Source organism: Candidatus Kuenenia stuttgartiensis, assembly GCF_900232105.1.
Taxonomy (GTDB): Bacteria; Planctomycetota; Brocadiia; order Brocadiales; family Brocadiaceae; genus Kuenenia; species Kuenenia stuttgartiensis_A.
Genome location: NZ_LT934425.1, coordinates 2,419,088 through 2,432,570, shown reverse-complemented (window position 1 = coordinate 2,432,570; position 13,483 = coordinate 2,419,088). Strand labels below are relative to the sequence as shown.

Annotated in this window: 12 protein-coding genes; 1 reads left to right on the top strand and 11 read right to left on the bottom strand. The window is 41.4% G+C overall.

Going from position 1 to position 13,483, the window contains the following annotated elements; translation table 11 throughout:
- Window positions 1-134: 134 nt before the first annotated feature.
- Entirely contained in the window at window positions 135-2,264 is a 2,130-nt protein-coding gene (locus KSMBR1_RS11160; protein WP_211436267.1) for a molybdopterin-containing oxidoreductase family protein, read from the top strand.
- An 83-nt stretch (window positions 2,265-2,347) separates the two neighbouring features.
- On the opposite strand, the gene KSMBR1_RS11155 is transcribed toward KSMBR1_RS11160, so the two are convergent.
- The 11 genes from KSMBR1_RS11155 to KSMBR1_RS11110 all read right to left on the bottom strand — a co-directional run bounded on the left by KSMBR1_RS11155 (window position 2,348) and on the right by KSMBR1_RS11110 (window position 13,070).
- On the bottom strand, window positions 2,348-3,610 hold the full coding sequence (locus KSMBR1_RS11155; RefSeq protein WP_099325405.1) for a carboxypeptidase regulatory-like domain-containing protein: 1,263 nt from the start codon (window positions 3,608-3,610) through the stop codon (window positions 2,348-2,350).
- A gap of 2 nt (window positions 3,611-3,612) precedes the next feature.
- Complete coding sequence (locus tag KSMBR1_RS11150; protein ID WP_099325404.1) at window positions 3,613-4,149, bottom strand: hypothetical protein; 537 nt, start codon at window positions 4,147-4,149, stop codon at window positions 3,613-3,615.
- Between the two features lie 344 nt (window positions 4,150-4,493).
- Window positions 4,494-5,009 carry a peroxiredoxin gene (locus KSMBR1_RS11145; protein ID WP_419470089.1) on the bottom strand — a complete coding sequence of 172 codons (516 nt, stop codon included), beginning with the start codon at window positions 5,007-5,009 and terminating at the stop codon, window positions 4,494-4,496.
- 100 nt (window positions 5,010-5,109) lie between these two features.
- Window positions 5,110-5,487, bottom strand: coding sequence for a hypothetical protein (locus KSMBR1_RS11140; RefSeq protein WP_099325402.1), 378 nt, complete (start codon window positions 5,485-5,487; stop codon window positions 5,110-5,112).
- A gap of 230 nt (window positions 5,488-5,717) precedes the next feature.
- Complete coding sequence (locus KSMBR1_RS11135; RefSeq protein ID WP_099325401.1) at window positions 5,718-7,079, bottom strand: sigma-54-dependent transcriptional regulator; 1,362 nt, start codon at window positions 7,077-7,079, stop codon at window positions 5,718-5,720.
- The gene (locus tag KSMBR1_RS23445; RefSeq protein ID WP_420886564.1) at window positions 7,066-7,167 is read right to left on the bottom strand and encodes a hypothetical protein; all 102 of its coding nucleotides are present in this window, start codon (window positions 7,165-7,167) and stop codon (window positions 7,066-7,068) included. The genes KSMBR1_RS11135 and KSMBR1_RS23445 overlap by 14 nt, the downstream gene beginning before the upstream one ends.
- Complete coding sequence (locus tag KSMBR1_RS11130; RefSeq protein WP_099325400.1) at window positions 7,142-7,888, bottom strand: two-component system sensor histidine kinase NtrB; 747 nt, start codon at window positions 7,886-7,888, stop codon at window positions 7,142-7,144. The genes KSMBR1_RS23445 and KSMBR1_RS11130 overlap by 26 nt, the downstream gene beginning before the upstream one ends.
- Before the next feature lie 79 nt (window positions 7,889-7,967).
- Complete coding sequence (locus KSMBR1_RS11125) at window positions 7,968-8,174, bottom strand: cold-shock protein (RefSeq protein ID WP_099325399.1); 207 nt, start codon at window positions 8,172-8,174, stop codon at window positions 7,968-7,970.
- Window positions 8,175-8,374: 200 nt separating this feature from the next.
- Window positions 8,375-10,492 (bottom strand): polyribonucleotide nucleotidyltransferase, encoded by a 2,118-nt coding sequence (pnp, locus tag KSMBR1_RS11120; protein ID WP_099325398.1) that lies wholly within the window; start codon window positions 10,490-10,492, stop codon window positions 8,375-8,377.
- Between the two features lie 117 nt (window positions 10,493-10,609).
- Window positions 10,610-10,873 carry a 30S ribosomal protein S15 gene (gene rpsO / locus KSMBR1_RS11115; RefSeq protein WP_419470088.1) on the bottom strand — a complete coding sequence of 88 codons (264 nt, stop codon included), beginning with the start codon at window positions 10,871-10,873 and terminating at the stop codon, window positions 10,610-10,612.
- Between the two features lie 277 nt (window positions 10,874-11,150).
- Window positions 11,151-13,070 (bottom strand): tetratricopeptide repeat protein, encoded by a 1,920-nt coding sequence (locus KSMBR1_RS11110; RefSeq protein ID WP_169704201.1) that lies wholly within the window; start codon window positions 13,068-13,070, stop codon window positions 11,151-11,153.
- Window positions 13,071-13,483: the final 413 nt, after the last annotated feature.

The window sequence follows — 13,483 nt, the reverse complement described above, 5'->3', positions numbered from 1 at the left end:
TCTGATTACTATTTACGAGGATACTACTATACTTTATAATAAACTAAAAATCACCTTTTTGGTTGCGGCCAAAGGCCGCGCTAGGTGTTCCGTGGTTTTACTCCTTTATTCCAACCTCTCCGGCTTGGAGGGTTATGGAGATAACATTGACAGACAATATCGAAAAAACCTATAAAAGTATCTGCAGAATCTGTCACGGCGGCTGCGGCGTCATTGTATCTGTCCAAAATGGCAAGGTGGTAAAGGTAAAGGGCGATCCGGCGTCACCGATGAACAAGGGCTGGATGTGCATTAAAGGAGTAATGACTCCCGAAATAGCAAATCATCCCGACCGATTAAGGACTCCCCTTTTACGTAAAGGCAAAAGAGGGGGCATGCAGTGGGAAAGCATTTCATGGGAAAGGGCGCTGGAAGAGATAGCCCGTAAACTGGACGCCTTGAAAAAAGAACACGGTGCGGAATCGATTGCACTGGGACAAGGAACGGGAAGACACCATTACATGCATGTCGTGCGGTTCGCAAATGCGCTGGGTACGCCTAACTGGTATGAACCTGGTTTAGCGCAGTGTTTTATCCCGAGAATTACAGTTAGCAATATTATGTATGGCGGTTTTGTTGTCGGGGATTACTATGGAGACGTACCGCCAAAATGTATTTTATTCTGGGGGCACAATCCACTGGTATCGGGGCCGGACGGTGAATTGGCAATTTCCGTCAAAAGGGCATTGGATAAGGGGGCAATCGGCATCGCCGTTGATCCCAGGAGATCGGAGACTGCAAAACGCTGCAAGCAATGGCTGCCTGTCAGACCAGGAACTGATGCTGCATTAGCACTGGCAATGATACACGTTATTATAAAGGAAAATATTTATGATAAAGAATTTGTGGAGAAATGGACGCATGGGTTTTCTGAGCTTAGGGAACATGTAAAAGCGTTCACCCCTGAATGGGCGGAGACGATTACATGGGTAGCTGCATGTGACATCGTAAATGCTGCGCGGACATATGCCCTGAATAAACCTGCAATATTAGAATGGGGGCTGGGCATTGAACAGAATACAAACTCCCTGCAAACCGTCAGAAGCATTGCCATTTTACGCGCATTAACAGGCAACATCGACAACCCTGGCGGTGATATTATTGGTAAAAATATCATCCGCAGTTACCCTACCCTCAAAGAGAAATTACCGGAAGGCATGTTGAAAAAGCGCTTAGGGGCGGATACATTTAAACTCCTGGGTGGCTGGAGGGCGTTCATGCCGTCTGCGCACATCCCTGCATTATTTAAGGCAATGAGAACGTGCGATCCTTATCAAATAAGGGCGCTTCTTATCTTTGGAAACAACCCTTTGACTACAGTAGCAAATCCGGGAGAGGTATATGAAAGCTTGCAAAGGCTGGAACTATTGGTGGTTACTGATCTTTTTATGACGCCTACTGCTGCACTGGCGGATTATGTCCTTCCCGCGGCATTTTGGCCTGAAGTTGAACAGGTAATTGGATATCCCCTGGTGGTAGAAAACATGGTCATGGCTCAACAAAAAATCACGCAACACGCAGAATGCAGGCAGGACGAATGGATAATCAATGAACTCTCCAAACGGCTTCACCTGCCAGGAAGCGAAGAAAGCCTGGAAGACGTAATGAATTATCAATTGGAACCTCTGGGAATAGATTATCAGAAGTTAAAAACCTCAGGATTCTTTTATCCGCCGCATCAATACAAAAGGTATGAGGAAAAAGGGTTCAGAACTCCTTCGAAAAAGGTAGAACTTTATTCAAAATCATTACAGAGATTGGGGTACGATCCTCTGCCAACATACAAAGAACCCCCGGAAAGCCCGGTGCAATCGCCTGAACTGGTGGAACAATTTCCCTATGTGCTCATTACGGGATGCCGTAAGAAAGAATTTTTCCAGAGCGAACACAGACAGATACCCTCTCTGAGAAAACGGAGGCCGCATCCCCAGGCAGAAATGCATCGGGAGGTTGCCGCAGAAAAGGGAATAAACCATGGTGATTGGGTCATTGTGAGTTCTCCGCGGGGAAGCATCCGTATGAAGGCGCAGGTAACGGAAGATATTCATCCACGGGTGATAAGCGTGGAACATGGATGGTGGTTTCCTGAAAAAGCGGGTCCGGAATTCGGTGTTTGGGAATCGAACGCCAACGTATTAACAAACAACAAACCCCCTTACGACCCCGCCTTTGGGTCTTATCAACTAAGAGGTTTGTTGTGCGCTATTGAAAAGGAAAAAACATGAGAAACAATCCTGAATAATTGTAACACTTTAGCTTTTTGAAAAATCTAAAGTGTTACAGAGAAAAACTTTGTCCTGGCGCTATCTTACTTCGTAAGGGCAATCTTTACTTTTGGTTTATCTTTCACACCGCCTACGCTAAACTTCACATCGGCTTTTCCTTTATCCTTCTTCGCCCTTATGGTGAACGTTGCCTGTCCACTTGCATCTGTTTTTGCGCTGAGAGGTTTTACGTTAATCATTTTCCTGTTAGCCGAAGAAAGCTTCCGTGTTACTTTCACGCCCTCTGCCGTACATCCATCATTATCAGTTACAATAATTGTAACTTCTTCGCTGCTGCCTTTTGAAAGAATCAAGGTATCCGGATCAACAGACGCAGACGTTGCCATAACCTCTAAAGTATCGGGGCATTCATATGGAGGCGGTGTTGGAACAACGACAGCCGACAGCGCAAAGTCAAGCGTGGCTGTTTCTCCCGCCGTTAACGTTACACCCGTTACTGTTTTCAAAGTGTATCCGGTAGCTAATGCAATGAACGTATAACTTCCGGCGGGGATATTATCAATCTGATAATATCCATCCGCACCTGTCGTAGCGGTGAACATCCCGGACTGATTACGCACCGTTGCTCCTGCTACTCTCAACCTTCTATCATTATCCGTTACAAACCCTGCCAGCGTACCGGTTGCTACGCCAGGCGTTGGCAATACCACAGGTGTCGGATTTTGACCTGATGTATTTGCAGGATACAAATAAGTAATCCCATCCATGTCGTCCTGATGCAGCGTCCTTTGGCTGGTATCTCCGGGAGAACCGTAGCCATACATAGTTTTTTCCGAATCGCTTTTATCATAGAGATCCTCCAGGCTGAGGGAATGGCCGAGTTCATGCGTGCCTACATTCTGCACGTCAAATTTATCTGACGAGCCGTCTGTACTCCAGGTATTTTTGGTGTTAAAACGTATATCGCTGTCAATCATCTCTCCAGACGTATAAAACCAGAAAGAATTTTGCCCCAATACCCCTTCATCCTTAATAACCCCAAAATCAATAATATTAATGCCATCCTGTTCTCCGTGACTATTTTTTGAGGTTGTTCCACCGTCTACGAAAGTAAAAGAAGAGGTGTCAACGTCTGTCCACGTCTGCATTGACGCCAATAGAGCGTCAAGGCTGCCGGAAGGACCGTCAGTAGTGTTGATAAGATACGTTACCGTATCTTTTTTCCATTTTATTTCTTTTCCACTGTTTGTGGTACTGACTTCAAATCCATATATTTTTAAACAGCAAAGATTTAATGCTATGATTACGATAAAGGGAATAATATAGTTCCATCTTGTTTTTGTCATAATTATTCGACTCCTTTTATCTTGTTTATGAGGGTTTCTACGGACACTTCATTGTCGATTACCTCTTTACCATCAATAACAGAGAAACCGCTTTTTCTCGCTATGCCCTGGTTGTCGATATGATATTTTCCCTGTGCCTTTCCGACGATGCGAAATACGTCTTCTTTCTGTTCCGCCTTTTTGCTTTTCACTGTTTTAAGGAATAAGAGTATTTTTTCTCCTTTGCTGAGAACAGCCATATCCGATATCCTTAGTCCTATGCCGTCCACTTCTCCCCCTTCATATTCAACGGTAATGGTGTTTTGAACGGCTTTACCGCGGATAACCTCACTTATCTTTATTGAGGCGGTGGTAAAAATAGTTTTTCTGTCACTGCTCCAGTACGATTGAACATCCTCAACAGTGCCCGTGATAACGGCATGCGATGATTTTGTGAGTTCTTCCGTACTGAGTCCGGTCATAACGGCATGTGCATGATTCGTGAAAACACAAATAGATAGTACGGCTGCGAGTACTGCGGCAAAAGATGTTTTTATCATAATTTCCTCCTGACAGGTTAAATATATTTTTTCGATATCTGCAAAAAAATCATAGCGACATCATACCTAATAATATTGGAGCGGTTATTCTGCATGAACATGCCAGGCAAAAGATATTTATCAGGTTACATTAACTATGAAATCCAAGGGTATCTCAGGCGACCATCAATAATCTTGAAAAGGTAAAAAAAGAGGCGTGATGTATGAGGAACGACAAAAGACTTTTCTTCGTGGTATTGAACATTATAGATAACGGAGCTTTCATCAAAAATCGTGCATTGAAAAATATTTGGCAACTATTCAACGCAATATATTTGCACTGAATAGTTGCCTTTAGATTTATATTAACCCTTACCCAAGGTCTTCTTTCCCGGTTTCCATTCAACCGGGCAAAGTTCTCCGGTCTGTAAAGCGTTAAGCACTCTCAGAATTTCTTCAACACTTCTTCCAACACCTAAATCGTGAACAAGTTGGTATTTTATTTTTCCTTCAGGATCAATAATAAATGTGCCCCTTAACGCAATACCTTTATCCTCAATCAACACTCCATATTTTCTAGAGACTTCTTTTGTGATATCACTGAGCAGCGGGTAATTAAGTTTACCAAGATCCTTAAGCCAGGCCTTGTGTGAGAATACGCTGTCAATGCTTACCCCGAATACCTGGGCATTGAGCGATTTAAAATCTCCGTCTTTCTTTGAAAATTCTGTTATTTCCGTTGGACAAATAAAGGTAAAATCCAAGGGATAGAAAAACAGCACCACCCACTTACCCTTATAATTATCCAGACTAAAATCCTCAAATTTTTCACCCACAACACCTTGCAGTGTAAAACAAGGCGCACATTGTCCTACTTGTATACCCATATTTCCCTCCATTCTTTAATATGAAAATATTACCATTCAATAATGATTGCTGATTATATAACACTGAATATGAAAGTCAAGTAATATTTCGTTCTTATTTTTTTATCACGAAAAAGGTCAGTGCCATTACTTGAAAAACAATGGCTAGTAATAGATAGGAATGAACATCTCCGTTACGGTGAAGGTAGGCAAAAATGAGGGAGCCAAATACAAAGCACTGTATTACAGAGGCCAGGATTGGCAGCCAGGAGGCGGGTTCATAGGTAAGAGTGCGGTTAATATTCTTTACTTCGCGTAATATAGATTCCATGATATAGTCATTTTCTTCATATTTTTCTTCCGTTTTTGTTTGTCCGGCAAAGCAAGCGCCGCAGATTACCGTTCCACCTTCCTGATACAATGCATTTCCTGATTCAATATCAATTTTTGAAAGACTTCTTTTGCAATTGGCGCATACTCTGATTTCTAACATAGGGGATTAATTATTCGAAAGGTTTTCATATTTTGTAACAATTTAGTTTTTTGAAAAAGACTCAAGTGTTACCTAAACTGGCATAGCCAGCATTCCTCAGTCTGCAATCTGCCGATTGTAGATTGCCGACTGCAGAAGGGACAATTAAATATTTTGCCAAAAAGCACGCACTGACGAATGGAAGTGTGCAAAGAAGTTATCGATAAGGTACTGAATTGTTGTCATCTTTTTTATTTCAAGCGGTAAAGGTCTAGCTTTCTATAAAGAGTTCTCTCGCCAATCCCAAGCATTCTGGCGGCTTCTTCTCTATTGCCTCCCACACTGGCTAATGTGCATTTAATGAGTTCTATTTCTGCATCCTCCATAGTCATTCCCGCCATCAAACCATGGGAGACTGGCATCTCGTCGCTCTTTTTTTCGATATGATCGGGCAGGTCTTCTACATCTAAATATTTTTTTGTGGTAATAACTACCATGCTTTCTATGCAATTCTTTAGTTCTCTGATATTGCCCGGCCACTGGTATCTTAATAATATTTTTCTGGCTTCAGGGGTAATTTGCAAAATTTCCTTACTATATAATCTGGAAAATTCGCGAATGAATGCATCAAGGAGCAATGGAATATCTTCAAGCCGTTCGCGGAGAGGAGGCAGTTTGATGCGAATAACATTTAATCTGAAGTACAGGTCTTCCCTGAATTTTCCTTCTTTTATAAGATTTCCAAGTTCCTGATTCGTGGCAGCGATTAAGCGCACATCTACTTCAATGGACTCATTGCTGCCGATGCGCGTAATCATTCCGTCTTCTAACACACGCAACAGTTTCGCTTGTGCGGAAAGAGGCATGTCGCCTATTTCATCAAGAAAGAAAGTGCCGCGGTGTGCGTATTCAAACTTCCCCTTCCGCTGATACAACGCCCCGGTAAATGACCCTTTTTCATGTCCGAACAATTCGCTTTCCAGAATATTTTCCGGAATTGCGGCAGAATTAAGAATTACCAGAGGATTGTGTTTCCTCAGGCTGTTATTATGTATGGTTTTTGCTATCAATTCCTTCCCTGTGCCGCTTTCCCCGGTAATCAATACAGTGGCATTCGTTCCGGAAATCTGATTTACCATGGTCAATACCTTTTGCATACTGGCGCTGTTGCCAATAATTCCTGTAAGGCCATATTTTTCATCAAGCTGTTTCTGGAGCAATATGTTATTTCTTACCAGATTTTGTTTTTCAACGAGTTTATTAATTTCTGCGCGCAGATGGTTAATATTAATTGGTTTCAGAAGAAAGGTAGCGGCACCTTTTTGCATGGCATCAACGGCTGTTTCAACAGTGCCGTATCCTGTTATCAAAATAATTTCCGCTTCGGGCAATTTTTCCTTAGTCGCTTTAAGAATTTCCATGCCGCTGAAATCATGCATAATCAGGTCGGTAATTACGACATCTATCTCTTCTGTTTCAATAATCTTCAATCCCGCTTTGCCACTGGTAGCAACAATACATTTATATCCTACCTTTTGTATTGCTTCCGCCGTAGCATTCGCGTGTTCTTCGTTATCATCGATGATCAGAATTGTCGTATTATACTGAGACATTTTCGAGGTTTATGGGTAATTGTATGGTAAAATTTGTACCTTTGCCTTCCTGGCTTTGAACGCTAATTGTGCCTCTGTGTTCTTCTATAATTTTTTTTCGTAGTAGGAAGCCCGAGTCCGGTCCCGGCAGTTTTTGTAGAATAGTACACCTGAAAAATTTTATTGAGCGAATCGTTGGAAATGCCATGGCCTGTATCGGTGATATCTATCTGTACCGACTTTTTTACTTTTGAGGTTCGAATCATAAGTTCCCCTCCGTGCTCCATAGCCTGCTGCGCGTTGATAATAACATTAAGAAAGGCTTGTTTTATAAGTTTACTGTCAATATAACATAAAGGCAAACCAGGATGATAGCTTTTAAGAACAACGACATTTTTTTGTTTAATTTCCGGTGTTGCAAAGTTGATTACTTCATCCAGAATTTCATTAACAGCACAGTATTCTAATTCCAGTTTTTGTCCTTTGGCAAACCGGAGAAAATCATTCAGGATTTCTTCTAATCTTAGTGCTTCTTTCTGGATAATCTCTATTTTTCTATAAACTTTCCGGGTGTCGTCTCCTGAAGCGCCAATGATATTTTGCAGGTCTTCTTTTAGGAGTTGTAGATGAATGTTTAGGGTGCTTAGCGGGTTTTTAATCTCATGGGCAAGTCCCCCTGCCAACGTTCCGGCAAACGCCAATCGTTCAGAATCAATCGTGCGTTTTTCCAGTTCTTTTGTTTTACGGATTATTCCCCTGTTATAATAGTAATATGCTAACGGAACTACGATTATTACAGATGCAATAGCGCCGATCAGATATTGAATCACTTTTTTATTAAAAAAAAGAGCCAGGAAGATGGCTGAATGTGCTTCCTCCCGGCTCGTTAAATGATATTTTATATATTTTTTAAGAAGCTACGCGATTAACTTTTTGGGCTTGCAGGCCTTTCGCTCCTTCGACGACTTCAAATTCTACCTTTTCTCCGTCTTCGAGTGTTTTGAATCCGTCACCGCCAATATTGGAATAGTGAACAAAGACGTCTCCTCCGCCATCTTGCTCGATAAAACCAAAACCCTTTTTTGCATCAAACCACTTGACTTTGCCAATCGCCATTATCTCATTCTCCTTATATTTAATACTTACCACTTTAAAAAAACGAACAAACTTAGCAACATTTTTCTTTACCGTACGATTCTACATCCTCCTAAAAAGATAAAAAAGATATAAAATAGATATATTATTTGTTTACAGAATCTCTAATACGTCCTCCTTTTTGAAATTTTCTCAAATATTATACCCAATTATAGTTAATTTTAATTCTTAGGAGTAAGGGGTTGTTCGCTTTCCTTTAAAGCAGCTTTCCTGCTTAATTTGACTCTCTTCTGGTCATCTATGCCGATTACTTTTATCATTATTTCCTGGCCTACCTCCACAACATCACCCGCCTTTTCAACATATTCGTAAGAAAGCTCGGAAATATGTACCAAGCCATCGTGCCCGGGAATTATCTCAACAAACGCCCCATATTCTTTTATTGATAAAACTTTTCCCTTATACGTTTTTCCAACCTCAACTTCCTTCGTCATATTTTCAATCCATGTTTTTGCTTTTTCTGCCGATTCACCAAGGGTTGCGGAAATGATTACCGTTCCATCATCTTCAATTTCAATTTTTGCCCCGGTTTCTTCCTGTATTTTCTTTATGTTTTTTCCGCCAGGGCCAATAATCATTCCGATTTTTTCCGGGTTAATTTTAATCTGTACAATTTTTGGCGCGTATACAGAAATTTTTTCTCTCGGTTTTTCAATGACTTTTTCCAGTTCCTGAAGAATATGAAGCCTGCCCTCCCTGGCTTGCGCCAGTGCATCACGCATTATTTTCTCAGTAATTCCAGCAATTTTTATATCCATTTGCAAAGCAGTTACGCCCTGCGCGGTGCCTGCAACCTTAAAATCCATATCTCCCAGGTGATCTTCGGTCCCTAATATGTCAGATAAAATACATACACTGTTCTCTTCTTTCACCAAACCCATAGCAATGCCGGCTACAGGAGCTTTTATAGGCACACCGGCATCCATTAAAGCAAGCGTCCCGCCGCAAACTGATGCCATCGAAGAAGACCCGTTAGATTCGGTTATATCAGACACCACACGGGTTGTGTAAGGGAATTTGTTCGGTGGTGGAAGGACTTCTGCCAGTGCCCGCTCCGCCAATGCGCCATGCCCGATTTCTCTCCTGCCAGGACCTCGCAACGGCTTTGTTTCACCAACACAAAAAGGCGGAAAATTGTAATCCAGCATAAATTTCTTTGAATATTCATCTTCAAGTCCGTCCACTTTTTGTTCGTCCGATGTGGTACCTAGGGTTACCACAACAATTGCCTGTGTTTCTCCCCTTGTAAACAAAGCAGAGCCATGTACTCTGGGGAGAATGCCAACCTCACAGGTAATAGGTCTTATATCCTTCAATCCGCGGGAATCGGGTCGCAATCCTTTAGACACTATTTGTTCCCGGACTACAATTGTTTCAACTGTCTCAAATATTGCTTTAATTTCTTTTGGTGTAGGTGCATTTTCGACGCCTTCTACACAGTATTCATTAATTATGGCCGCAAGTATTTCATCAAGCGCTTCTTTTCGGTATCCTTTTCCAGGAGTCAGATTCTTTTCTACAATAGCGGTATAATATTTTTGTTTAACTTCTTCCATGAGTTCTTTATTCATCATGGAAGGAGCAACAATTTGCTTTTCTTTTCCGCATTTTTCAATAAGTTCGTGTTGAAGAGTTATGATTTCTTTTATAGCCGCATGTCCAAACATAATGGCATCCACCATCTGTTCTTCGGGAATTTCCTTTGCAGACGCCTCAACCATCATAACGGCATCCTCTGTCCCGGAGACAACAATATCCATGCTGCTTTGTGCCAACTCGGCATGTGTGGGGTTGATAATAAATTTCCCTTCAATTTGCCCAACTCTTACCGAGCCAGTAGGTTTGCTAAAGGGAATGCTTGAAATGGATAATGCGGCGGAAGCGCCCACCATCGCAAGTATATCAGGATCATTTTCCTTATCTGCGGAAAGCACTATTGACATAACCTGCACTTCGCGGAAGTACGTATCCGGAAAGAGTGGTCTGATAGGGCGGTCTATCAACCGCATGGTGAGGATTTCTTTTTGAGAAGGTCTTCCTTCTCTCTTGAAAAAACCGCCAGGAAATTTCCCGGCAGCGTATGTCTTTTCCCGGTAATCGACGGTAAGTGGAAGAAAATCTACGTTTCCCTTTTCTTCTGATGCAGAAACCGCTGTAACCAATACTATAGTTTCGCCATATTGCACTAATACGGCACCATCAGCCTGCCTTGCGACCCGGCCTGTTTCTATGCTAAGCGCTCTATTGCCGATCAACTTCTCCACTTTAAATTGTGCCATTTTGACCTCTCAATCTATGTTCTTTAAATTTTCCATTGACCAGCAAAGGAATGGTTAGTTTTAATTGTCTTATGCATTGGTGTGGGTATGTATATTGATTCCTCCATGAATTTAGATTTATTTGCGTAAACCTAGTTTATTTATTAGTTTTTTGTATCTTTCGCGGTCTGTTCTTGATAAATAATTAAGTAACGCTGAACGATTGCCGACCATCTGCAACAATCCTCTTCTCGATGCGTTATCTTTCTTATGCACCTTCAGATGGCCCGTTAAATGATTGATTCGTCCCGTGAGCAAAGCTATCTGCACTTCTGAAGAACCTGTATCATTTTCATGAATTTTAAGATCATTAATAATTTTCTGTTTTGCTTCTTTACTTATCATCGAAACACCAAATCCTTTAAAAATACCCACATTGCCCTATGTGTAAATACCTATTAACTTATCGCTAAAACAAACAATATAAAGGCAAAGTATAGCAAAGACCTTCCGTTCTTTGCAACAAAAAAAATGGGGTATCCCATTGTGGTTTTAGTGTGTATGATATGACAATCTGCGGTTTCACTCCCTTTTAACCAGCCTAAGCACGAAAACAGTCCTCAGTCTGCAATCCCCAATCTGCAATTTGCCGATTGCCGACTGTAGATTGCCGACTTTCTTACGGGGTTAATTCCCTGATAACCTTCCTCATTTCCTCCGCCTGTTTGTGCTGTGGATTTATACGTAATGACTCTTTTATGTGAAAAAGAGCTTTGGCAGTATCGTGAAAATGGTCTTTATAAACAACTCCAAGACTGAGATGAACATCGGCATTGCCGGGGTCCAGCTTGTAAGCTTCCAAAAGTTTATTATACGCATCTTCCACCTGGCCCTTTTTGAAGTAGATTACCGCCATATTATAGTGCGCCAGCGCGAAGTTGCTTCTGATTTTTAATGCCTTTTCTAATTCAGAAAGGGCTTCTTCATACCTTCCCGTGTCAATATAAACGCTTCCGAGATTATTATGCGCATCCGCATAATAGGGGTTTGTTTTAAGCGCCGCCACATATTCATTAATCGCCATGTCGGGCATGCCTTTTCTTTTATAAAGGAGTCCCAGATTGTTATGCGCTTCCGGGTATTGATCTCTCAGCCGAACGGCAAATTGCAGTTCCTCAATCGCCTTGTCCTGCATTCCCTTCAGAGAATACGCTGCGCCGAGATTGCTGTGCGCCTTTGGATGTGTCGGCATTGCCTGTATAGAGCCTTCAAACGCCTGAATTGCCTTATCGATTAAGCCATTATTGTAATAAAAATATCCAAGGCCATTGTAAATCCTGTAACTCTTTGGCGAACGGCGTATCGTTTCCGTGCTGAAGGTAAATTCATTAAGCCAGATCCCGTTTCTCTGTATTGTCCCCCACATCAGCAAAAAACAAATTATCACCACAAATGACAAAAAATAATGCCTTCTTCTGTAAAAACATTGAAAGCCTTTGTTAAATGCCAGTCCCGCAAACAGGGTAAATCCTATGCCCGGGATATAAAGATATCTTTCCGCCATTATATTCAGCAGAGGGGCTATGTTAAGCACGGGCAACATCGATACAAAAAACCAGGTGAAAGCAAAAACCCACTTCCCGGAAAAACAATTTTTTTTTACCAGTACCATGGTGCCGCAGATTACCACAAGAGAAATAATAAACGCCCCATCGAATACAGAATATGCAACAGGAACAACATAATCTGCATTTAAGGGCATGGGAATGAAGAAAAGTTTAAGGTAATACCCAACTACCTTCGTCATCATAAGGGCGTTTATAAAGATGCTTTTTTCAGGATAAAATATCACTTCTCCCGGATTTTTAAATACCTTGAATCGCAAAAACAAATATATGCCGTTAATAATAATGTATCCGATATAGTGGGTAACAAAACGGCCCCTGAAAAAATAAACACTGCGCGAAAGCATACCGGCACACTGGCGGCTGGCAATCTCATTTCTTTTAAAAATAAAATCGTAGGCAAATGCAAGGAGGGGAAAGGTAATTGCCATTTCCTTTGATAATAACGCAAAGAAATAGGCAATCAGGGATACCGCATAAAAGGCAGAAAGATTCCTGACGCTTGCCGTTTTATCTGAAGATTTGAGAAAAAAAATAAACGCAATCAACAAAAAGGTCGCAGATAAAAGATCCTCCCGATAGCTTATAGCATTTACTGCCTCAGAAAATACCGGATGTATGGAAAACATCAGGCACGAGATCAAAGAGACTATACGATTCCCAAAAAGCCGATACGCCAGAAAATACAATAAAACCACATTGACTGTGTGGATAATGTTATTGACGAAGTGGTATCCGGCAGGCCTTAGCCCCCAGAGGGCATAGTCGATAAAATACGAAAGGGTAACAATGGGGCGGTACGTCAGTTCATTAGATACAGCGGCATATTTCTTGCTAAAAAGTGCGGTAATATAACGCCATTCACGAATAAAGTGATTATTAGTTATCGTGAGGTAATCGTCATAAACAAACGTATTTGCCAGGGAATTGAGATAGACGATAAGAGGGGTGGCAACGATTATCGCAAATAACAAAATATGATATTTTCTGTTTAACATCTTCAAATGTATATTAATTTCAGTCTCGGAAGTAAGAATACAAAAAATAGCTTAAGTACATATATTACAACATTATATGGTTATAAAACCATTTTCATCGTTTCTGGGTGTTGCAAATGCAACATGATGACTGATGACTTATTTTGTCATTACAAGTGGAAGCGGATTAGAAACCCGATTCTCTATCCATCATACCAAAACCACATGCTTGTCATTTACAAGGGCATCGGCTTGTCATTGCGAGGGTCTTTTCCGAAGCAATCTCATAAACCGTCATAGCGATCCTTCCATCCTGCATTCATTCCATTAATTAATTCTATTTTTTTTAGCCCTTGAGCCACCCTTAATTTGCCTCTCCCGCGATATGGCGTTTCTTACGCCACGAAATA